Annotated in this window: 21 protein-coding genes; 16 read left to right on the plus strand and 5 right to left on the minus strand. The window is 72.7% G+C overall.

From position 1 onward, the window contains the following. The first annotated feature begins 60 nt into the window (after positions 1-60). The 16 genes from OG553_RS37680 (at position 61) to rfbA (ending at position 17908) form a co-directional block, all read left to right on the plus strand. A complete protein-coding gene (locus OG553_RS37680) occupies positions 61-2469 on the plus strand; it encodes an SDR family oxidoreductase (protein WP_331719179.1) in 2409 nt (802 codons plus the stop codon). A gap of 144 nt (positions 2470-2613) precedes the next feature. Further along, on the plus strand, positions 2614-4065 hold the full coding sequence (locus OG553_RS37685) for an MFS transporter (RefSeq protein ID WP_331719180.1): 1452 nt from the start codon (positions 2614-2616) through the stop codon (positions 4063-4065). 11 nt (positions 4066-4076) lie between these two features. Next, the gene (locus OG553_RS37690; protein WP_331719181.1) at positions 4077-4439 is read left to right on the plus strand and encodes an acyl carrier protein; all 363 of its coding nucleotides are present in this window, start codon (positions 4077-4079) and stop codon (positions 4437-4439) included. Continuing rightward, complete coding sequence (locus OG553_RS37695) at positions 4436-5263, plus strand: 4'-phosphopantetheinyl transferase superfamily protein (RefSeq protein ID WP_331719182.1); 828 nt, start codon at positions 4436-4438, stop codon at positions 5261-5263. Before OG553_RS37690 ends, OG553_RS37695 begins: the two co-directional genes overlap by 4 nt. Positions 5264-5286: 23 nt before the next feature. Further along, positions 5287-6234 (plus strand): ACP S-malonyltransferase, encoded by a 948-nt coding sequence (locus tag OG553_RS37700; RefSeq protein WP_331719183.1) that lies wholly within the window; start codon positions 5287-5289, stop codon positions 6232-6234. A 156-nt stretch (positions 6235-6390) separates the two neighbouring features. Then, positions 6391-6618, plus strand: a complete 228-nt coding sequence (locus tag OG553_RS37705) for an acyl-CoA carboxylase subunit epsilon (protein ID WP_331719184.1) — start codon at positions 6391-6393, stop codon at positions 6616-6618. A 165-nt stretch (positions 6619-6783) separates the two neighbouring features. Then, positions 6784-7281 (plus strand): nuclear transport factor 2 family protein, encoded by a 498-nt coding sequence (locus OG553_RS37710; protein ID WP_331719185.1) that lies wholly within the window; start codon positions 6784-6786, stop codon positions 7279-7281. Positions 7282-7288: 7 nt separating this feature from the next. Continuing rightward, entirely contained in the window at positions 7289-7465 is a 177-nt protein-coding gene (locus tag OG553_RS37715; RefSeq protein ID WP_331719186.1) for a hypothetical protein, read from the plus strand. Between the two features lie 16 nt (positions 7466-7481). Then, positions 7482-8429, plus strand: coding sequence for an alpha/beta hydrolase (locus tag OG553_RS37720; protein ID WP_405983267.1), 948 nt, complete (start codon positions 7482-7484; stop codon positions 8427-8429). Between the two features lie 326 nt (positions 8430-8755). Beyond that, positions 8756-9421, plus strand: a complete 666-nt coding sequence (gene upp / locus OG553_RS37725) for a uracil phosphoribosyltransferase (protein WP_331719188.1) — start codon at positions 8756-8758, stop codon at positions 9419-9421. Continuing rightward, a complete protein-coding gene (locus OG553_RS37730) occupies positions 9421-10368 on the plus strand; it encodes an EamA family transporter (protein ID WP_331719189.1) in 948 nt (315 codons plus the stop codon). Before upp ends, OG553_RS37730 begins: the two co-directional genes overlap by 1 nt. A 141-nt stretch (positions 10369-10509) precedes the next feature. Beyond that, positions 10510-10743, plus strand: a complete 234-nt coding sequence (locus OG553_RS37735; protein WP_331719190.1) for a tautomerase family protein — start codon at positions 10510-10512, stop codon at positions 10741-10743. A gap of 11 nt (positions 10744-10754) precedes the next feature. Continuing rightward, positions 10755-11696 (plus strand): pseudouridine-5'-phosphate glycosidase, encoded by a 942-nt coding sequence (locus OG553_RS37740; protein WP_331719191.1) that lies wholly within the window; start codon positions 10755-10757, stop codon positions 11694-11696. 14 nt (positions 11697-11710) lie between these two features. Further along, positions 11711-12652 carry a ribose-phosphate diphosphokinase gene (locus tag OG553_RS37745; RefSeq protein ID WP_331719382.1) on the plus strand — a complete coding sequence of 314 codons (942 nt, stop codon included), beginning with the start codon at positions 11711-11713 and terminating at the stop codon, positions 12650-12652. 244 nt (positions 12653-12896) lie between these two features. After that, a complete protein-coding gene (locus OG553_RS37750; RefSeq protein ID WP_331719192.1) occupies positions 12897-16748 on the plus strand; it encodes an amino acid adenylation domain-containing protein in 3852 nt (1283 codons plus the stop codon). Between the two features lie 224 nt (positions 16749-16972). Beyond that, positions 16973-17908, plus strand: coding sequence for a glucose-1-phosphate thymidylyltransferase RfbA (gene rfbA, locus OG553_RS37755; protein WP_331719193.1), 936 nt, complete (start codon positions 16973-16975; stop codon positions 17906-17908). 62 nt (positions 17909-17970) lie between these two features. Here rfbA and OG553_RS37760 read toward each other — a convergent pair whose 3' ends face one another. The 5 genes from OG553_RS37760 to OG553_RS37780 form a co-directional block, all read right to left on the minus strand. Further along, positions 17971-18561 (minus strand): NAD(P)H-dependent oxidoreductase, encoded by a 591-nt coding sequence (locus OG553_RS37760; protein WP_331719194.1) that lies wholly within the window; start codon positions 18559-18561, stop codon positions 17971-17973. A gap of 54 nt (positions 18562-18615) precedes the next feature. After that, complete coding sequence (locus OG553_RS37765) at positions 18616-19527, minus strand: NADP-dependent oxidoreductase (protein WP_331719195.1); 912 nt, start codon at positions 19525-19527, stop codon at positions 18616-18618. Positions 19528-19723: 196 nt separating this feature from the next. Beyond that, positions 19724-20857: a hydrolase gene (locus OG553_RS37770; RefSeq protein ID WP_331719196.1), complete on the minus strand. Its 1134-nt coding sequence runs from the start codon at positions 20855-20857 to the stop codon at positions 19724-19726. A 19-nt stretch (positions 20858-20876) separates the two neighbouring features. Further along, complete coding sequence (locus tag OG553_RS37775; protein WP_331719197.1) at positions 20877-22142, minus strand: DUF6365 family protein; 1266 nt, start codon at positions 22140-22142, stop codon at positions 20877-20879. 18 nt (positions 22143-22160) lie between these two features. Then, complete coding sequence (locus OG553_RS37780; protein ID WP_331719198.1) at positions 22161-22604, minus strand: nuclear transport factor 2 family protein; 444 nt, start codon at positions 22602-22604, stop codon at positions 22161-22163. Positions 22605-22634: the final 30 nt, after the last annotated feature.

A 22634-nucleotide genomic window follows, 5' to 3' on the forward strand; every position in this document is an offset into this window, starting at 1 on the left:
CGCGTCCCGCCCCACCCGCCACCACACCCCCACCCCAGCCCACAGAAAGGGAGTACGCCCATGGCCATCGATCAGGACTGCACCGAGACCCAGGTGATCGTGGTCGGCGCGGGCCCCGTCGGACTGCTGCTCGCCGGAGAACTCCGGCTGGCGGGGGCGGACGTGGTGGTGCTCGACAGGCTCACCGCGCCGACCGGCGAATCGCGGGCGTCGTCCCTGCACGCCCGGACCGTCGAGATCCTCGACAGCCGGGGCCTGCTGGAACGGCTCGGCGACGTACCGCGGGAGAACACCGGCCACTTCGGGGGCATACCCCTCGACCTCGGCCTGCCCGGCCCCTACCCGGGGCAGTGGAAGGTCGCCCAGACCCGCCTGGAGGAAGTCCTCGGGGACTGGGCGGCCGACCTGGGCGCGGACATCCGGCGCGGCCACGAGCTGACCGGTCTGACCACGACGCCGGACGGGGCGCTGGCCACCGTACGGACCGAGGGCGGCGGGGAAGCGGCCTTCCGGGCCGCGTACCTCGTCGGCTGCGACGGCGAGAACAGCGCCGTGCGGCGCCTGGGCGGCTTCGGCTTCCCCGGCACCGACGCCGAACGCGAACTGCTGCGGGCCGACGTCGCGGGCATCGACGTCCCGAACCGCCGCTTCCAGCGGCTGGCGGGCGGGCTGGCCATCGCGGCCCGCCGGCCCGACGGGGTGACCCGGGTGATGGTGCACGAGTTCGGGGCCCGCCCCCGGGCCGGGCAGCCCACCTTCGAGGAGGTCGCCGACACCTGGAAGCGCATCACCGGAGAGGACATCGGCTCCGGCACCCCGCGGTGGGTGAACTCGTTCGGCGACGCCTCCCGGCAGGCCGCCGAGTACCGCCGCGGCCCGCTCCTGCTGGCCGGCGACGCCGCGCACCAGCAGATGCCGATCGGCGGCCAGTCCCTCAACCTCGGGCTCCAGGACGCCTTCAACCTCGGCTGGAAGCTGGGCGCCCGGATAGCCGGACACGGCACCGAGGAACTCCTCGACACCTACCACGCCGAACGGCACCCCGTCGGCAAGGCCGTCCAGGGCAACGTCCGCACCCAGGCGCTGCTGCTGCTCGGCGGCCCCGAGGTGGACGCGGTGCGGGAGGTGTTCGCCGAGCTGACCGCCAGTGAGAACGTACGGACCCACCTGGCCGGGCTGATCTCGGGCCTCTCGGTACGCCACGCCGTCGGCGGCCCGGACGATGACGGCGGCGCCGACGCGGGCTCCGGCTCCGGCTCCGGGCTGCTCGGCCTGCGGGTGCCGCACTGGGCGGTCACCACCGCCGAGGGCGCCACCGGCACCTTCGAACTGCTGCGTCCGGGGCGCGGCCTGCTGCTCCTCCCGCCCGGCGACGAGGCCCGCCGGGCCGAACTCGCCGAGACGGCCGCGCCCTGGGCGGACCGGGTCCGCACCGTCGCCGCCGCCTCGGTGGCGGGCGGCCCCGCAGCGGGCGACCCGGCCGGGGAGGAGGTCACCGCCGTGCTGGTACGCCCCGACGGGCACGTGGTCTGGGCCGACGGACCGGACGCGGGCCCGCTCGCCGGGGCGCTGGGCCGCTGGTTCGGAGCCGAACGGACCGCGGAGCCCACCGCCCGGCCGGCGGCACCGGCCTCCTCCGCCACCACCGGCACCCCGGCCGCACCGCTCGCGGCCCGCACGGCGGCCCCCGCGCGGACCGGCGCCGGGGCGGAGCGGCTCACGGGCCGCACCGCACTGGTCACCGGGTCGAGCCGGGGCATGGGCCGGGCGGCCGCGATGCGGCTGGCGGAGGAGGGCGCTCTCGTCGCCGTCCACTACAACCAGGACGAGGCGGCCGCCCACGAGGTCGTCGCCTCCGTCGAGAAGGACGGCGGCCGCGCCTTCGCCCTGCGCACCGAACTCGGCGTCGACGGGGACGTGGACGTCCTGTTCACCGCTCTGGAGGCGGAACTGCTGGAGCGCACCGGCTCCACCGACCTGAACATCCTGGTCAACAACGCCGGGGTGATGGGCGGGGTCCCGGCGGACGAGGTCACCCCCGAGCAGTTCGACCGGATCTTCGCCGTCAACGCCAGGGCGCCGTTCTTCCTGATCCAGCGTGCCCTGCGGAACATGCCCGACGGCGGCCGGATCATCAACATCTCCTCCGGCCTGACCCGGTTCGCCAACCCGGACGAGATCGCGTACGCGATGAGCAAGGGCGCGCTCGAACAGCTCGCGCTGCACTTCGCCAAGGCCCTCGGCCCCCGGGGCATCACCATCAACTCGGTGGCGCCCGGCATCACCCGCAACGGCAACCCGGTCTTCGACATCCCCGAGGCCGTCGAGCACATGGCGGGCCTGTCCGCCTTCAACCGGGTCGGCGAGCCGGAGGACGTCGCCGACGTGGTGGCCTTCCTCGCCACCGACGAGGCGCGCTGGATCACCGGCTCCTTCGTCGACGCCACCGGCGGCACGCTCCTCGGCTGATCCGCCGGGGACCACCCGACCCCGCCGGCGCACATCCCACGCGCCGCGCCGGCGGCGGGCGGGCGGTCCGGGGATCCCTCCCCGGGCCGCCCGCCCCCTTCTCCTTTTCTTCCTCCTCGTCAGAAACGCGAGCGTGCACACCCGATGAACACCCAGTCCGGCGGCCGGGCCAGGGCCCGCTGGGCCCTGGTGTCCGTACTCGCCGCCAACATGCTGGTGGACGCCCTAGAGGTGTCCGCGACCCTGGTCGCCCTGCCGTCCGTCGGCAGCGGCCTGGCACTGCCCGTCACCCGGGTCCAGTGGCTCGTCAGCGGCTTCGCCGCCGGTTTCGGCGGGCTGCTGCTGCTCGGCGGCCGGCTGGTGGAGCGGCTGGGCCGGCGCCGCGTCTACCTCGTGGCGCTGCTGGTCTTCGCCGCCGCCTCGCTGGCGGGCGCGCTGACCGACAGCGTGCTTCTGCTGACGGCAACCCGCGTGGTGAAAGGTTTCTGTGTGGCGCTGACCGCGCCCACCGGACTCGCCATCATCCTCTCCGCCGTCCCCGAGGGCGCCGAGCGCAGCCGGGCGGTGTCCGTCTACTCCTTCTTCGGCGCCGTCGGCTTCTGCTCGGGCCTGCTGCTCTCGGGCCTGCTCACCGGAGCCGACTGGCGCTGGACCGTCGCCTTCCCCGCACCCGTCGCCCTGCTGCTGTTCGCCGCCGGGCTGCGGCTGGTCCCCCGCGACGGGGACGGGCCGCGCGCCCCGCTCGGCCGGCACCCGCTCGTCGCGGGCGCCGCCCTGACCGGAGCGGTGCTGCTCCTCGTCCACGGGCTCTCCGCCATCGCGGGCCCCGGCGGGCAGCGGTGGTACGCCGCCGCTGCCCTCGCGGGGGCCGCGGTACTGGCAGCCGTACTCGTACGGGCCGAACGCACCGCGCCGCGCCCGCTGCTGCGCACCGAACTGCTGCGGCACGGACCGCTGTTGCGCGCGGCGCTCGGGGCGGCCGCGCTCAACGGCTCGTACGTGGGCTTCCTGCTGGTTGCCGCCCTGCACCTGCGGGGCGCGGGCTGGAGCCCCTGGCAGACGGCCCTCGCCTTCCTGCCGGCCGGCCTCCCGCTCGCGCTGAGCGCCCTGCACTCCGGGCGGATCGCCGCCCGGCTGGGCCCCGCGCGGGCGGTCGCCGCGGGGGCGGCCGCCGCCCCGCTCGGCTACGCCCTCTACCCGCACGGCGGCGGGCCGGTGGTCCTCACCGACCTGCTGCCCGCCATGTCCTTCGTCGGAGCCGCCTTCGTGCTGGCCTTCACGGCCCTGCACCTCCAGGCCACCGGCACCGTCCCGCCCGCCCTCCAGTCGGCGGCCGGCGGGCTCTACCAGACCTGCGTACAGCTGGGCGCGGCGCTGACGACCGCGCTGACCTCGGCCCTGTACGCGGCCGCGGGCCGGGGCACGGCGCTCTGGCTGGTCACCGCCGTCGGCCTGGCCGGCGCGTGCGTGGCCCTGCGCGGCCTGCTCCACCTCTCGGACCCACCAGCGCAACCCGCCGGAGACCTCTCCCACCCGGCGGTTCCGACCACGGACGGACGGGGTCGCCCGTCCGCCTCGACCCGGAAAGCATCATGAACACACTTCACATGTCACAGACATACGAGACAGACAACGGCCTGGTCCACATGACCCGGCCCGACATGGCGGTCCTGGCCACGGCCGGGCTGCACGAGCGCACCCGGATCCTGGAGCAGTACGTCCGTGAGGAACTCGGCCGCATCCTCGGCATCGAGCCCCACCTCGTGGACACCACGGGCCGCCCCATGGGCTGCCTCGGGATCGGCTCGATCTCCGGCATCGAGCTCCAGTACCGGATGGAGGCGACCCTCGGCGTCGACGTGAACCTCCAGCGGCTGCTGCTCGCCAACAGCGCCCAGGAGCTCATCGACTGCCTCGCGGGCCAGATCGGCCCCGACGCCCACCTGCACGGGGCAGCGGTGCCGGCATGAGCACTACGACCCTCCTCCCGGCCGTCCGCCCCGTGGTCAACCACCAGGACCTGGACCGGCCCGACTTCACCCTCTCCGCCGACCGCGTCGACCTCTGGCTGATCCGCCGCCCCACCGGCGCGGACGCCGAAGCCCTGGCCATCGGCGAGCTCGACGAGAAGGAGCGCAAGCGCACCGACTCCTTCATCCGCAAGTCCGACGGCCTGCTCTACGCCGCCGCCCACGTGGCGGTGCGCCGACTGCTCGGACGCTACACGGCCACCCTGCCCCAGGACGTCCGCTTCATGCGCGAGCCCTGCCCGGGCTGCGGCGAGCCGCACGGCCGTCCCGCGCTGTCTCCCCCGCCGCCGCCGCTGCACTACTCCCTCTCGCACAGCGGGGGCGTGGCCATGGTCGGCGTCGGCACCACGCCGCTCGGCGTTGACGTGGAGAAACTCCCCGGCGCCGAGACGGTCGACATCTGCTCCAAGGCGCTGCACCCCGACGAGCAGCTGGAGATCGCCGAGGCCGAGGCCGGCGAGGACCGGCGGCAGATGTTCGGGCGGATCTGGACGCGCAAGGAAGCCTTCCTCAAGGGCCTCGGCACGGGGCTGAGCCGTTCGCCCGCCGAGGACTACCTGGGCATCGACCAGGCCCGCCACCCGGACGGCTGGACCATGGTCGGCGTTCCGGCCGACGCCACCCACGCCGCCGCGGTGGCGGTGGCGGGGCCCGCCCCCAAGGTGGTCGACGTCAGGTGGGTGCCCGACACCTGGCTGGCCACGGGCCACACCGTGTGCGGCGCCGCCGCCCCCGGACCGCACGACACGGTCCTCGCCAGTTGAACCGCAAGTAAGGACGTGACCGGATGACCACCGCCTTCGTCTTCCCCGGCCAGGGCTCCGCATACGCCGGCATGGCCAAGGAGCTGCTCGCCCTGCGGCCCGACCTCGCCGACACCTACTACCGCACCGCCGACGACCTGCTCGGGATCCCGCTGGCCCGGGTCTGCCTGGACGGTTCGCCGCGCGACCTGGACGACCCGGCCGTGGCGCAGCCGGCGATCTTCCTCACCAGCATGGCCGTACTGGAGGTGCTGCGCGGCGAGGGCCTGCGGCCGGACGCCGTGGCCGGGCACAGCCTGGGCGAGTACGCGGCGCTGGTCGCCGCCGGCGTCCTGGAGTGGACCGAGGCGCTGTGGCTCGTCCGGCTCCGCGGCGAGCTCGTCGCCACCGTCGGGGACCGCATCGGAAGCGCCACCGCGGCGGTCATCGGCCTGAGCCGTACGGACCTGGCGCGGATGTGCGCCGAGGCGCGGGCGGCCACCGGCCAGGTGGTCGAGGTGGCGGGGGACAACGAACCCCGCCAGACCGTGGTGTCCGGCCAGTCCGAGGCCGTGGCCCGCGCCACCGACGCGGCCCGGGCGGCCGGCGCGCGGGTGGAATGGCTGCACACCGGCGGCCCGTTCCACTCCAGCCTGCTGGGCGAGGCCGAGGCGGAGTTCACCGAGACGCTGATCGCGACGGAGTTCCGCGAACCGGCCGTGCCACTGGTCTCCGGTGTCACCGGCGGGTGGGTGACGACCGCCGCCGAGGCGGCCGTCGCCCTGCGCGGCCAGCTCACCAGGCCGGTGCGCTGGACCGAGACCGTCGGCACGCTCGCCGCCTCGGGGGCCGACCGGTTCGTCGAGGTGGGTCCCGGCCGGGTGCTCGGCGGGCTGGTCCGGCGCATCCTGCCGGGCGCCCGCGTCCACAGCACGCACACGCCCGACCGGCTGGCGCTGGCCGTGGACGAGCTCAGCACCACCACGGTCTGAGCCGGACACCAGCCGTTCCATAGGTCCGTGCGAGGGCCGCACGGTACTGATCCGTCCCTGGGGACGCCGCGCTTCGACGGGGCCGGCGCCCCCGCCCGCGAGCACGCCCCCGCCGCATCCAGTGCCGGCGGGGCATCACGAGACGAGGAGCAGTCTGTGGAGACGACAGTCGAGCCCGGCCAACTCATCCGCGTGGTCAAGGGGCGTCCCGACGCCGAGGAACTGGCGGCCCTGACCGCCGTGGTGCTCGCGCGGGCGGCGGCGTACGAGGGCGAGCACGGCGGAACCGCCGGCGGCGGCCCGGCCCTCGCGGGCTGGCGCCGGCCCGAGCGGGTCCGGGGCTTCCTCGGCCCGCGCACCTGGCGCGAGGCCCGGTCGGCCTGACCGGCCCCCGCTCCCGCCCGCACACCGCCCGTGCAGTTCGCTCCGCCCTTCCCCCGGGTCCGGCCGCCCCGGCCGGTCCCCCAACCCTGTGCCCCGGTCGAGGAGTTCGCGGGCGGACGCTCCCGACCGCCGGCCCGTGCCCCGAGTCCGCCGACTGGAGAGGCCATGCCATCGACCCATGACGACATCGCGGCCCTGCGCGAGCAGATACAGGTCCTGCGCGACCGCGCCGAGCTGCGCGAGCTGTTCGACCGCTACGTGACCGCCCTCGACACCTACGACGGGACGGGACCGGAGGACTCCCGGTACGCCTCCATCTTCACGCAGGACGCCACCTTCGCCTTCCCGATCGGCGTGTGCGCGGGGATCGAGGCCTTCGCCGCCTTCCAGCGCGAGGCCCGGGAGCGGTGGGCGCGCACCCACCACTCCAGCTCCAACCACTCCGTCGTCCTCGACGGGGACCGGGCCACGCTGCGGGCCCAGCAGGTCACCACGCACGTCCACCACGCCGGCCAGGGGCCCGCCGCCCACTTCGAGGTCGGCGGGTACTCCGAGGCGCGGGCCGTGCGCACGCCGGCCGGCTGGCGGCTGAGCCACGTCGCCTTCCACGTCGTGTGGGACTCCGGCGTACGCCTGCCCGAACTCGCCGGGGTCCGGCTGTGAGAACCGGATGAGCGCCGTGCAGACCGCCGGCCGCCGGGTCCCCGCCGCGGCTCCCGCACCGGAGGCCGTGCGCCCCTCACGGCCGTGCGCCGCACCGTCCCTGACCACCCTGCTGCGCCGCCGGGCCGCCTGGGGCCTGGCCGTCGCCAGGGTCCGGCGGGTCCCGTCCGCCCGGCCCCACTGAACCGAACCTCCTGGAGATGCCCCTCATGGTCCCTGTGCCGCCCGCCGGCGTGCCCCCGGTCCGGCCCGTCACCCTCGACGCCGACGGGATACCGCTGTCCGGTCTGCTGGCCCTGCCCGCACAGCCCGTACCCCGGGCGCTGGTGGTGGCCCTGCACGGCTCGGGGATGAGCGCGGGGTACTTCGACAGCCGGGCCCGGCCCGGGCTCTCGCTGCTGGAGCTCGGCGCCGCCCTCGGCTACGCCGTACTCGCCCTGGACCGGCCCGGATACGGGGCCTCGGCGGAGGCGCTGCCCGAGGGTCAGGACCTCGCGGGGCAGACGGCCACGGTGCTCGCGGCCCTGGAGGGCTTCACCGAGGGGCGCGAACTGGGCGCCGGAGTCTTCCTCGTGGCCCACTCGGGCGGCGGCCGCGTCGCGCTCGCGGCCGCGGGCGCCGCCCGGGGCCGCCTCGTACCGGTCGGCGTGGACGTCTCCGGCATCGGGCGGCGCTTCGCCGTGGAGGCCGGCCGGCTGCCCGGCCCCGACCTCCCGGGGGAGTGGCGCCGGCACTGGGGCGCCCTGCGGTTCTACCCGCCGGACGCCTTCCGGCTCGGGCAGAAGCTGCTGCGTCCGGTCCCCGCCGCGGAGTCCCGCGAGACCCGGCTGTGGCCGGAAATGTACCCCGAGGTGGCGGCCGGGGTACGGGTGCCCGTGCGCTTCACGTTCGCGGAGCAGGAGCTGTGGTGGAGGCACGACGGCGAGGCGCTGGAGGAACTGCTGACTCCGCTGGTGGCGGCCCCCGTGGAGGTGGCCCGGCAGCCGGACGCCGGGCACAACATCAGCCTGGGCTGGGCGGCCCGCACCTACCACCTGCGGGTCCTGTCCTTCCTGGAGGAACGCCTGCTCGCCCGCGACGTGGCCGTTGGCCGGGTCGTGACGGGCTCTGACGGCGACCTGAAGAAGGTTGACGTGGATCTGACATGAACCCCGTTGACCCCGTGGACGGGTACCGACGAGGGTTCTGGTGAGCATCCCGAGACGTGCAGCGAGAACCGTCACACCGGGACACGTCCACTCGGGCTCCCGGTACCCGTCGGATCGATCCGATCCGTCCGATCCATCTGAACCATCCCGAAGAGGAACGCGCATGAGCGACGTGAAGGACCTGGTGCAGGCCGGCGCCGTCACCGACGCCGAGAGATCCGACGCCTGACCTCGGTACCCGACCAAACGGTTGCGGCCCCCGCGGCCCCTCCGGGCCCGGGCCCGGCCGCAGCCCGTCTCCACGACCGACGAGAAGCAGGTTTCTCATGGCGACCGGCCACCACAATGTCCACCCGCTGCCGCAGACGAAGCAGCTGCGGGCCATGCACACGATCATCCGTGACCGCGGGGCCTCCCGCTCGGACTTCGTGTTCTACTCCCGGCGCATCATCCGCCTCCTCCTCGAATCGGCGCTCGACCAGCTGCCGTTCGACAAGCACGAGGCCGTCACGCCGGTCGGTGAGACGTACGACGGACTGAAGTTCGGCACCAAACTGTGCGCCGTGCCCGTGATCCGGGCCGGTGACTCCATGCTCGACGAACTGCGCCAGGTCATCCCCGACATCACCGTCGGAAAGCTGCTCATCCAGCGGAACAAGGTCACCAAGCTTCCGCACCTGTACTACAAGAACTTCCCCGAGGACATCGCCGACCGGCACGTCCTCGCGCTGGAGCCGATGCTCGCCACCGGCGGCAGCGCCAACACGGCCATCGAGGTCCTCCTGGAGGCGGGCGTGCGTGAGGAGAACATCGTCTTCGTCAACCTGCTGGCGGCGCCCGAGGGCATCGCCGCGGTCCACGCGAAGCACCCGGACGTCAGGATCGTCACCTCGTCGATCGAACAGCACCTCAACGAGAACGCGTTCATGATCCCGGGGATCGGCGACTTCGGCGACCGCTACTTCGGCACGACCGATTCGGCAGCGGCCTGATGAAGGGCAGCCGATCGCTCGCGGACTCAGCGCTCACCGTGCTCGCGCCGGTGGTCTGGGGATCCACGTACCTGGTCACCACGGAGTTCCTGCCCGAGGGCAGGCCCCTGCTCTCCTCGCTGCTCCGCGCCCTGCCCGCCGGCCTGATCCTGGTGCTCATCGGCCGGGTGCTGCCGAAGGGCATCTGGTGGTGGCGCGCCCTGGTGCTCGGCGTGCTGAACATCGGAGCCTTCTTCTACCTGCTCTTCGTGGCCGCCTACCACCTGCCGGGCGGCGTCGCGGCGCTGGTCATGGCCATCCAGCCGATGATCGTGCTGCTGCTCGGCGCCGTCCTGCTGAAGGAACGGATCAAGCGGCTCCACGTGGCCGCCTGTGCCCTGGGCACGGCCGGCGTGGCCCTGCTCGTCCTCCAGCCGAACGCCGGGCTCAACGTCACCGGTGTCGTCGCCGGTCTGCTGGGCGCGCTCAGCATGGCCTCCGGCATCGTGCTGACCAAGCGCTGGGGCCGCCCCGAAGGCGTGGGCCTGCTGTCCTTCACGGGCTGGCAGCTCACCGTCGGCGGTCTGGTCCTGCTGCCGGTCACGCTGATCGGCGAGGGACTGCCCAGCGAGATCACCGCCACGAACCTCTGGGGCTTCGCCTACCTCGGCATCATCGGGGCCCTGATCGCATACGCGATCTGGTTCCGCGGGGTCCAGCGGCTGCCCGCGCTGACCGTGTCCTTCCTGAGCTTCGGCTCGCCCCTGACGGCCACCCTGCTCGGCTGGTTCGTCCTCGACCAGTCGCTGTCGCCGGTCCAGATCCTCGGAGCGCTGACGGTGGTCGGGTCGGTGGCCCTGGCCCAGCCGAGGCAGGGCAAGCCGGAGCCCGAGCCGGACACCGGACCCGGGGCGGACACCGGACCCGGGCCGGTCCAAGCGACCACGCGGGAATCCGTCAAGGCGTAACGCCACGGAGCCCCGCCCACGACTCCCCGCCCGGCCCTGCCCCCCGGAGCAGGGTGGGGAGCGGTGGTGGCACACCGCGGCCTCCCCCGTCCGCGGTGTGCCGCCCACCTCCCGACCCCGATCCGCGGAAGGACCGAGCCCGTGCCCCACGTCCACATCAGGCACTACCCGAGGGACTTCACGGCCGAGCAGCTCAGGGCGATCGACGAGGCGGTGACCGCCGCCGTGACGCAGACCTTCGCCCTCGGCGAGGACGCCGTCTCGATCTCCCTGGAGCCGGTCACACCGGAGGACTGGGAGACCCAGGTCCTCTCCGAGATAGCGGCCCGTCCGGACCGGCAGGTCCGGCGGCCCGGTTACTTGAACGAGAGTTGAGAGACATCCCGATGAGCGCAAGCAACGGCGTCCCCGTCGTCTACACGGAGGAGGTCCGCGAGGCCCTCCACGAGGGCAAGGCCGTCGTCGCCCTGGAGAGCAACGTCATCACCCACGGGCTGCCCTACCCGGACAACGCGGCCACCGCCCGCAAGGTGGAGGACGCGGTCCGCTCCGGCGGCGCGGTCCCCGCGACGATCTGCATCGAGGCCGGCGCGATCCGCGTCGGGATGTCGGACGCCGACATCGAGCGCTTCGCCTCCCTGCCGGGCATCCCCAAGGTGTCCAGCCGTGACCTGCCCGTCGTACTGGCGCAGGGCGGCCCGGGTGCCACCACCGTGGCGTCCTCGGTCGTGGCGGCGGAGCTCGCGGGGATCCCGTTCTTCTCCTCCGCCGGCATCGGCGGCGTGCACCGGGGTGCCCAGGAGACCTGGGACGTGTCCTCGGACCTGATCCAGTTCACCCGCTCCAAGGTCGCCGTCGTCTGCGCGGGCGCGAAGATGATCCTCGACCTCGGTCTGACCCTCGAGTACCTGGAGACGCAGTGCGTCCCCGTCGTCGCCTACCGCTCGGACGACTTCCCCGCTTTCTACTGCCGTACGAGCGGCCACAGGGCGCCCCACCGCCTGGACGACGAACGGGTCATCGCCCGCGCCATCGAGGCCCACTGGGCCCTCGGCAACAACAGCTCCTTCCTGATCACCACCCCGGTCAGGGAGGAGGACGCCATCGACTCCGCCGAGGTGGACACGGCCATCCGGGCCGCCGTCGCCGAGGCGGCCCGCGACGGAGTCTCCGGCCAGGCCATCACCAAGTACCTGATGCGGGCGGTCGACGCCGCCACGGACGGCCGCAGCGCCAAGGCCAACATGGCCGTCCTGGCCTCCTGCGCCGAGGCCGCCGGCCGCCTGGCCGTCGCGCACTCCGCACACCTCGCGGAGCTCGCCGCGTGAGCGACTCCGGACAGATGCTGCTCTTCTCGGGCCGCGCGCACCCCGCGCTGGCCCGGGCCATCGCGGCCGAACTGGGCACGGAACTGGTCCCGACGAAGGCGATCGACTTCGCCAACGGCGAGATCTACATCCGCTACCACGCCTCCGTGCGCGGCGCGGACTGCTTCGTGATCCAGAGCCACACGGCCCCCATCAACAAGTCGATCATGGAACAGCTCGTCATGGTCGACGCGTTGAAGCGGGCCTCGGCACGCAGCATCACCGTGATCCTGCCCTTCTACGGATACGCGCGCCAGGACCGCAAGCACAGCGGCCGGGAACCCATCTCGGCCCGCCTGGTGGCGGACCTGCTCAAGACCGCGGGTGCGGACCGGATCCTCACGGTCGACCTGCACGCCGACCAGATCCAGGGCTTCTTCGACGGCCCGGTGGACCACCTGTTCGCGATGCCGGTCCTCGCGGACCACATCGCCTCCAAGGTGGACCCGGCTGACCTCACCGTCGTGTCGCCCGACGCCGGCCGCGTACGCGTGGCCGACGGCTGGTGCGACCGCCTCGGCGCCCCGCTGGCCATCGTGCACAAGCGGCGCGACAAGGACGTGGCCCACCAGGTCACGGCCCACGAGGTGGTCGGCGAGGTACGCGACCGGGTCTGCGTCCTGGTCGACGACATGATCGACACCGGCGGCACGATCTGCGCCGCCGCCGACGCCCTGTTCGCCCAGGGTGCGCGGGACGTCATCGTGGCGGCCACGCACGGGGTGCTCTCCGGCCCCGCCGCGGACCGCCTGAAGAACTCGCGCGTCAGCGAGTTCGTCTTCACGGACACCCTTCCGGTGCCCGGAGCACTGGGCCTCGACAAGGTGACAGTCCTGTCGATCGCCCCGCTCATCGCGGGCGCCTCGCGAGAGGTGTTCGAGAACGGATCTGTAACCCGGCTCCTGCGGAGCCGGTGATCGCCCGGACGGGCGGGGTCGATGGGGGCCCCGTCAGTCCGTTGGGGGAGGCGGCCGCAGCACGCACCGCGCCGTTCCGGTTCTTCCGGGTGGTGAGGCTCTGCCTTGCGCCCCTCAGTTCTTCGGTTTCATCCGGCCGGGCAGTCGTCCCGGCCGACACCGGGCCCGCCGCTACGCGGACCTCGGTTCGCGGGGGCGTTCGACGGCGCCCGCTGCTTCACAACGGAACTTAAGGAAGCGGGAAATGACTCTTCAGGAGACCAGCGTGCTCGACCCCACCCTGCGCGGCACCAACACCTTGCCCGGCCTGCTCGCCGAGCGCGTAGCCGAGCACCCCGAGGCGATCGCCGTCGCCTACCGGGACGAGAAGCTCACCTTCCGCGAGCTGGCGTCCAGAAGCTCGGGCCTGTCCGACTACCTGGAGCACCTCGGCGTTTCGGCGGACGACTGCGTCGGCCTCTTCGTCGAGCCGTCCCTCGACCTGATGGTCGGCGCGTGGGGCATCCTCGGCGCCGGCGCCGCCTACCTGCCGCTGTCCCCGGAGTACCCCGAGGACCGGCTCCGCTACATGATCGAGAACAGCGAGGCGAAGATCATCCTGGCGCAGCAGCGCCTGGTGTCCCGGCTGCGCGAGCTCGCCCCGCAGGACGTCACCATCGTGACCCTGCGCGAGTCCGAGGCGTTCGTCCGCCCCGAGGGCCAGGAGCCCCGCGCCGCCGACGGCGGCGCCCGCCCGGACACCCTCGCGTACGTCATCTACACCTCCGGCAGCACGGGCAAGCCGAAGGGTGTGATGATCGAGCACCGCAGCATCGTCAACCAGCTCGGCTGGCTGCGCGAGACCTACGGCATCGACCGCAGCAAGGTCATCCTGCAGAAGACCCCGATGAGCTTCGACGCCGCCCAGTGGGAGATCCTCTCCCCGGCCAACGGCGCCACCGTCGTCATGGGCGCCCCCGGCGTCTACGCCGACCCCGAGGGCCTCATCGAGACCATCGTCAAGCACGGCGTGACCACCCTCCAGTGCGTCCCGACCCTGCTCCAGGGCCTGATCGACACCGAGAAGTTCCCCGAGTGCGTCTCCCTCCAGCAGATCTTCAGCGGTGGCGAGGCCCTCTCCCGCCTGCTGGCGATCCAGGCCACGCAGGAGATGCCGGGCCGGGCGCTCATCAACGTCTACGGACCGACCGAGACCACCATCAACTCGTCGTCCTACGTGGTCGACCCCGCCGAGCTGGACGAGGGCCCGCAGTCCATCTCCATCGGCGCCCCGGTCCACGGCACCACGTACCACATCCTCGGCAAGGAAGACCTCAAGCCGGTCGGCGTCGGCGAGATCGGCGAGCTCTACATCGGCGGCGTCCAGCTGGCGCGCGGCTACCTGCACCGCGACGACCTGACCGCCGAGCGCTTCCTGAACATCGAGCTGGAGGAGGGCGCCGAGCCCGTCCGCCTCTACAAGACGGGCGACCTCGGCCAGTGGAACGCGGACGGCACCGTCCAGTTCGCCGGCCGCGCCGACAACCAGGTCAAGCTGCGCGGCTACCGCGTCGAGCTGGACGAGATATCCCTGGCCATCGAGAACCACGACTGGGTCCGCAACGCCGCCGTCATCGTCAAGAACGACGGCCGCACCGGCTTCCAGAACCTGATCGCCTGCATCGAGCTGAGCGAGAAGGAAGCCGCCCTGATGGACCAGGGCAACCACGGCTCCCACCACGCGTCGAAGAAGAGCAAGCTCCAGGTCAAGGCGCAGCTGTCCAACCCGGGCCTGCGCGACGACGCCGAGCTCGCCGGCCGTCCGGCCTTCGACCTGGAGGGCTCCGAGCCCACCCCCGAGCAGCGCGCCAGGGTCTTCGCCCGCAAGACGTACCGCTTCTACGAGGGCGGCGCGGTCACCCAGGACGACCTGCTGAAGCTGCTCGGCTCCAAGGTCACCGCGGCCTACTCCCGCAAGGCGGCCGACCTGGCCCCCTCCGAGCTGGGCCAGATCCTGCGCTGGTTCGGCCAGTACATCAGCGAGGAGCGCCTGCTCCCGAAGTACGGCTACGCCTCCCCGGGCGCGCTGTACGCGACGCAGATGTACTTCGAGCTGGAGGGCGTCGGCGGGCTCCAGCCCGGCTACTACTACTACCAGCCGGTCCGCCACCAGCTCGTCCTGATCAGCGAGCGGGCCGCCACCGGCAAGCCCACCGCACAGATCCACTTCATCGGCAAGAAGAGCGGCATCGAGCCGGTCTACAAGAACAACATCCAGGAAGTCCTGGAGATCGAGACCGGCCACATCCTCGGCCTCTTCGAGCAGATCCTGCCGGCCTACGGCCTCGACGTGCAGGACCGCGCCTACGAGCCGGCCGTCCGCGAGCTGCTCGACGTCGCCGACGAGGACTACTACCTGGGCACCTTCGAGCTGGTCCCGAACGAGGGCCCGCGCGAGGACCACGCCGAGGTCTACGTCCAGACGCACGGCGGCAAGATCGCCGGTCTGCCCGAGGGCCAGTACCGCTACGAGAACGGCGAGCTGACCCGCTTCTCGGACGACATCGTCCTCAAGAAGCACGTCATCGCGATCAACCAGTCGGTGTACCAGGCCGCCAGCTTCGGCATCAGCGTCTACAGCCGCGCCGAGGAGGGGTGGCTGGAGTACATCACCCTCGGCAAGAAGCTCCAGCACCTGATGATGAACGGGCTGAACCTGGGCTTCATGTCCTCCGGCTACAGCTCCAAGACCGGCAACCCGCTGCCCGCCTCGCGCCGCATGGACGCCGTCCTCGCCGCGAACGGCGTCGAAGGCGGCCCGATGTACTTCTTCGTCGGCGGCCGCATCAGCGAGGAGCAGGCCGGCCACGAGGGCATGCGCGAGGACTCCGTCCACATGCGCGGTCCGGCCGAGCTCATCCGCGACGACCTCGTCAGCTTCCTGCCGGACTACATGATCCCCAACCGGGTCGTGGTCTTCGACCGGCTGCCGCTGTCCGCCAACGGCAAGATCGACGTCAAGGCGCTCGCCGTCTCCGACCAGGTCAACGCCGAGCTCGTGGAGCGCCCCTTCGTCGCCCCGCGCACGGAGACCGAGAAGGAGATCGCCGGCGTCTGGGAGAAGGCCCTGCGCCGCGAGAACGCCTCCGTCCAGGACGACTTCTTCGAGTCGGGCGGCAACTCGCTCATCGCCGTCGGCCTGGTCCGCGAGCTCAACTCGCGCCTGGGCGTCTCCCTGCCGCTGCAGAGCGTCCTGGAGTCCCCGACCATCGAGAAGCTGGCCCGCCGCCTGGAGCGCGAGGTCGCCCAGGAGTCCTCGCGCTTCGTCCGCCTGCACGCGGAGACCGGCAAGGCCCGGCCCGTGATCTGCTGGCCGGGTCTGGGCGGCTACCCGATGAACCTGCGCAGCCTGGCCGGCGAGATCAACCTCGGCCGCTCGTTCTACGGCGTCCAGTCCTACGGCATCAACGAGGGCGAGACCCCGTACGAGACCATCACCGAGATGGCCAAGAAGGACATCGAGGCCCTCAAGGAGCTCCAGCCGACCGGCCCCTACACCCTGTGGGGCTACTCCTTCGGCGCCCGCGTGGCCTTCGAGACCGCGTACCAGCTGGAGCAGGCCGGCGAGAAGGTGGACAACCTCTTCCTGATCGCCCCGGGCTCGCCGAAGGTGCGCGCCGAGAACGGCAAGGTGTGGGGCCGCGAGGCCTCCTTCGCCAACCGCGGCTACACCACGATCCTCTTCTCGGTGTTCACCGGCACCATCTCCGGCCCGGACCTCGACCGGTGCCTGGAGACCGTGACGGACGAGACGTCCTTCGCCGAGTTCATCAGCGAGCTCAAGGGCATCGACATCGACCTCGCCCGCCGGATCATCTCGGTCGTGGGCCAGACCTACGAGTTCGAGTACTCCTTCCACGAGCTGGCCGAGCGCACCCTCCAGGCGCCCATCAGCATCTTCAAGGCCGTGGGCGACGACTACTCGTTCCTGGAGAACAGCAGCGGCTACTCGGCCGAGCCGCCGACGGTCATCGACCTCGACGCCGACCACTACAGCCTGCTGCGCGACGACATCGGCGAGCTGGTCAAGCACATCCGCTACCTGCTCGGCGAGTAGTCGACGGACAGCGCCGACCGAACGCGGCCGCCCCGCCGGAGCAATCCGGCGGGGCGGCCGCCTTTTCCGTTCCCGGACGCCGGAGATACGCTCAAGAACCGCCCCCGGGCCCCTCGACAATCCTCCCGGCACCTCTCGACCCAGCCTCGATGATCACCGCGCAGCCTTGAAGGGCACAGGCAAGTGACGGGCTAGGCCCGACGACAACGCGAGGTGACCATTCAGTGAAGGGAATCATCCTGGCCGGAGGCAGCGGTACCCGGCTCTACCCCATCACCCTGGGGGTGTCCAAGCAGCTGCTGCCCGTCTACGACAAGCCGATGATCTACTACCCGTTGTCGGTCCTGATGCTGGCCGGGATCCGCGACATCCTCATCATCTCCTCGCCCCGGGACCTGCCCCAGTTCCGCGACGTGCTGGGCGACGGCAGCAACCTCGGCGTCAAGCTCTCGTACGCCGAACAGCAGGCGCCCCGCGGGCTCGCCGAGGCCTTCACCATCGGCGAGGACCACATCGGCGACGACTCCGTCGCCCTCGTCCTCGGTGACAACATCTTCCACGGGCCCGGCTTCTCGCTGCTGCTCCAGGAGCACATGCCGCACACCGACGGAGCGCTGCTCTTCGGCTACCCGGTACGCGACCCCGAGCGGTACGGGGTCGGCGAGGCGGACGAGCACGGACGCCTGATCTCCATCGAGGAGAAGCCGGCGAAGCCCCGCTCCAACCGGGCCATCACCGGCCTGTACTTCTACGACAACGACGTCGTCTCCATCGCCAAGGGGCTGCGCCCCTCCCCGCGGGGCGAACTGGAGATCACCGACGTCAACCTGCACTACCTGGCCCGGGGCAAGGCCAACCTGGTGGACCTCGGCCGCGGCTTCACCTGGCTGGACACCGGGACGCACGACTCCCTCCTCGACGCCGGCCAGTACATCCAGACCCTGGAGCACCGCCAGGGCCTGCGCATCGCCTGCCTGGAAGAGGTCGCGCTGCGCATGGGCTTCATCGACGTGGACCAGTGCTACCGGCTCGGGAAGCTCCTCGGGAAGTCCCGGTACGGGAGCTACGTCATGGAGATCGCGGACTCGCTGCGCGGCGCCCCGCCCGAGGAGATCGCCGGGAACCTGGGCGGCCGGATGTACGGCGGCTGGGCGGCCTGACCGGGGAGCGCACGGAGACGGCCGGAGGACGGGGGCGGCCCCGGCCGTCTCCGTACGCGGTCTCAGGCCCCGTACGGGCGCTTCGCGCGGCCCTCGCGCAGGGTGACGCCCCACCAGGCGAGCTGGTCGAGGAGGACGGCGGCGGCCTTCGAGCTGCCGCCGTCGTCGTCGAGGAGCCGGCCCTCGTCGTCGAAGCGCTCCCAGGGGTTGTGGAAGCTGACGGTGTCGCGCACCGTCACGGCGTGCAGCTCGGCGAAGACCTGCCGCAGCTGCTCGACGGAGCGCAGGCCGCCCGCGACGCCGCCGTACGAGACGAAGCCCACCGGCTTGGCGCGCCACTCGTTGTAGACGTAGTCGATGGCCAGCTTCAGCGAGGCCGGGTAGCCGTGGTTGTACTCCGGGGTGATCACGACGTACGCGTCGAGGCCGTCGATCCGGGCCGCCAGGGTGGGGGCCTCGGAGGGGGTGCCGAGCGGGTCGAGGCTGAGCTTCAGCTCCTCGACGAGCGCCGGCTCGGACAGGTCGATGACGTGGATCTCCATGTCGTCGCGCCGGGCGGCCTCGGCGGTGAACCAGCGGGAGACCTTGTCTGCGAAGCGGCCGGTGCGGACGCTGCCGACCAGGACACCGACCTTGAGCGGGTTGCCGGACACGGGTACCTCTTTCTGTTTGCGGGGATGACGAGGGGTCGCGCGGGGTGTGGCGGCTCAGTCGGTGAGCAGGACGATCTTGCCGCGGCCGTGGCCTGTCTCCAGCTCGCGGTGCGCCTCGGCGGCCTGGGCCAGCGGGAGGGTCCGGCGGACGTGGACGCGCAGCTTCCCGCTGTCCACCAGGGCGGCGAGCTCGGCCAGCCGCTGGGCGTTGCGGCGGCTGTTGAGCCAGCGGACGCCGAGCTCCTCGTGGACCCCGTAGGCGAAGATGGTGCCGACCCGGTCCTTGTCCTCCACCAGCTCCGCCGCGACCCGCAGGCCTTCGGCGCTGGCCGTGTCGAGGGCGGCGTCGACGCCCTCCGGCGCGAGGGCCCGGACCCGGTCGGCGAGGCCCTCGCCGTACGTCACCGGTACCGCGCCGAGCTCGCGCAGGTACGCGTGGTTGTCCTCCCGGCCGGTGGCGATGACCTTGGCGCCGCGCAGCACGGCCAGCTGCACCGCGATGGTGCCAACACCGCCCGAGGCGCCGTTGATCAGCACGGTCTCGCCCGCGGACACCTTCAGGTCCTCCAGGACGGTGTGCGCCGTCTGCCCGGAGGCGGAAAGGGACCCGGCGACCTCCCACGGAACACCGGCCGGCTTGGCGACGAGCTGCTCCGCCGGCACGGTCAGGTATTCGGCGTACGTGCCCTGGAGCCGGTAGCCGAGCACCTCGTCGCCGACCGAGAAGCCCGTGACGCCCTCGCCGAGCCGGTCCACGACGCCCGCGAAGTCGCCGCCCGTGATGTGCGGGAACGTGATCGTGACACCGGGCGGGTTCCATCCCGTGCGCACCGCGCAGTCGGTCGGCTGGGTACCCGCCGCCTTGACCCGGATCCGGACCTCGCCGGGACCCGCCACGGGGGTGGGCACGTCGAGGAGTTCCAGGACCTCGGGTCCGCCGAACGCGTGGAATGCCGCAGCCTTCATGGTCAACGCTCCTCAGGAAAAGTGCTGTTCAGCCGGCCCGTCGAGGCCTTGCTGAAGAACGTAGGACCTCAAGCCGAGTTGAGGTCAACACCGGACCGGAAGAAAGGATCAAGAAAACGCGGCGGGAAGGACTCCGCCCCGCGGACGGCTGCTGCCGTCCGCGGGGCGGAGTGGGGGAAGGGGTGGAGCCGGGCCCTCAGCGGGCCCCGCCGGCGGCCGCCGTCAGGGCCTCGGCGGCGTGCAGGTGGGCCGCCGGACCGAACTGCAGGGCGTTGTGGCCGGCCCCGCAGGTGACGTCCCGCCAGCGGCGCTGGAGCTCCTCGCCCTCGGCGTGCGCACGGGTGCCCGCGCTGCGCAGCAGCCGGTCCACCGCGGTCGCCAGCATGTCGGCGGCCAGCGCGCAGTCCCGGGTGTTGCGCGCCGTCCCCGCGGCGGTCACCGCACCGCCGTCGGCCACCCGCGCCACCCGGGCCAGCAGCATCCCGGCGGCGTCGACCTCGCCGTCGGACCGCGCCAGGAGCTGCTCGTACGTCCCCTGGTCGGTGGCGCCGGACACACCCGCGGCCGGGGCCGCGAGCCGTCCGCCGGCCAGCTCCGTCCAGCGGCGCACGGCACCCCGGGCCGTGCCCAGCAGCGGCGCCGCCAGGGTCAGGCCGTTGCCGGCCTTGAGCGGCACGTGGAAACAGGCCGCCGCGTCCGGCCCGGCCGCGCCCGCCACGACGGTGTCCAGCGGCACGGAACGCTCGTCCGGGACGCGGACGCCGTCCAGGACCACCGTGTTGCTCCCGGTACCGCGCATGCCGAGGGTGAACCACGTGTCGTCGACGACGAGTTCGGTACGGGGGACCGCGCACAGCCGTATCCCGGCCTCCGTACGGGCGGCGACGATCACCCACTGCGCGATGTCCGAGCCGCTGACGTACGGCCAGCTGCCCGTCAGCTCCCAGCCGCCCGGCACCTGGCGCGCGGTCCCGGCGGGGATCAGGCCCGCCGCCACCACGGTCTGCGGCCCCTTGGCCCAGACCTCCTCCCGGCCGTCCGGCGGGAGGTAGCCGGTCAGCCGGCCGGCCGCCGCGGTGACGGAGGCGACCCAGGCCGCGGAGGCACAGGCCTCCCCCAGGACGGCGGCGGCGTCGAGCAGTTCGGCGAAGGTCCCGGCGGGGCCGAAGCCGACCGGGGCGAAATGACGGGCGAAGCCGGCCTCGGCGATGGCCTCGGCCACGGCCGGGTGCAGCCGCCGCTCCGTGTCGGCGGCCGCCGCGTGGGCGGCCGCCAGCGGGGCGACGTCGCGGGCCGCGGCGGCCAGCGTGGCCGCTGCTGCGTTGTTCATGGCATTACTCCAATGGGTCTCAGTCGGACAGCCCCACCCGCCGGGCCGCCGTCATGAAGACGTCGGCCGTGGCGGGGAGACGGTCCGCGGCGGCCCGGAAGCGGGCCCTGCCCGCGCCGAGCCGGTCCCGCACGTCGCGGTCGTACAGCAGTGACTCGACCCCGGCGACGACCTCGCGCTCGTCGAACAGCTCGGCCCGCAGGGCGGTCTCCGTGAAGGGGTTGTCCCGCAGGAGGGGTGCCACGACCCGGTTCCAGCGCAGCGGCCACATGTGGAAGGAGGGCACCGGGCCGGGGAACTCCGCCAGCCAGTCGCGGACGGCGGGGGACAGCCCGCCGACCGCCCCGTCCAGGGCGGAGGAGTCCCCGTCCGGCACGTCGTGGCCGTTGGTGAGGAACATCCCCGGCACGTCGGCCAGGATCGCCCGCTCCAGCGCGAACGACGGCATCCACAGCGACAGCACCCCGTCCGAGGCACCGATCAGATCCGTGTACCCGCGGGCCGTGTAGGCCGGCGCGAGCCGGACCCGGTCGGCCGGCAGCCGCTCGAACCCCTCGAAGCGGGGCCCGACGAAGAGGAACACCGTGCTCTGCGGCAGGCGCTCCAGGTAGCCGGCGACCAGACCGGGCACCCGCGCGGCCAGCGCCCGGGTACCCGGCCCCGCCCGGGTCTGCATCAGGTGCTGCCACGGCAGCGCCGGGACCGCGAGCAGCCGCTGCTCCTCGCCGACGCCCAGCGACTCCCGCACCGCCCGCCGGCTCCGCTCCGACAGGGGGACGACCGTGGGGTCCGCCCGGTAGGGCAGGCCCGGCCCGTCCGGGTCGGCGTGCGGACGGGTCCCCGGCACCGGCCACAGGTGGGCCGGCATGCCGAGGATCCGGTCGCTGACCTCCATGGTGCGGCCGAGGATCTCCACCTCGCGGGTGGTGGAGGTCAGGTCGTACAGGTCGATGGGGATGACCGGCACGCCGAACTCCGTCACGAACCACGGGTCGGTGTCGTAGCTGATGAGGTGCGTCATCCAGTGGGCGGTGTAGTCGCACAGCACGATCGCGTCGGGCCGGAACCCGCGCACCACCTCCCGTACCGTCTCGCGGACGCCCGCACCCAGCGCCGAGGTGACGGTGGTGTACGAGTGCCGGGTGGCCCGGAGCTGGTCCTCATTGCCGGCGTCGATCACGAAGTGGCTCTTCACCCCGGCCGGCACGAGCTGGTCGGCGAGGTCGACGCCCATCGCCGTCTCGTGCAGGGTCAGGGCGAGCGAGGACATGAACAGGAGGCGCATGGCGTTTCAGCGGCCTTCTCAGAAGTGCTGGTCGTGGGTGATGCGGCGGGACTTCAGCCGGATGCCCTCCGGGCCGTCGACGATGGTGTCGTGGACGACGCAGCTGGGGGCGATGTCGGGCTTGCCGCCGGGGCGGACGTTCACCACGAGGGCGTAGGCGGTCGAGGAGACCGTGCCGTCCTCCTGGAGCTCCAGCGCGACGTGGTTGAACCAGTGGCGGCGCTGCACCGGGTCGTTGTCGAACCGCTTGTGGAACTCGACGAGCTCGCGGACGATGCCCGGCCGGGTACGGGCCGGCTCGGCGCCCGGAGAGTGCTGGAACTCGCCGTCCTCGGTGAAGGTGGCGGCGTACTCCTCGAACCTGCCGGAGTCCAGGTGCTGCATCTGGTGCGCGTAGAAGTGCTGCACCCGCAGGTAGAGGTCGGTCGATACGGCGGTGTGGCCGGCCGTGGTCGTGGTCATGATCGGGTCTCCTGGCGTCAGAGAGGGGGA

Origin of the sequence: Streptomyces sp. NBC_00158 (assembly GCF_045160885.1) — a bacterium.
Taxonomy (GTDB): Bacteria; Actinomycetota; Actinomycetes; order Streptomycetales; family Streptomycetaceae; genus Streptomyces.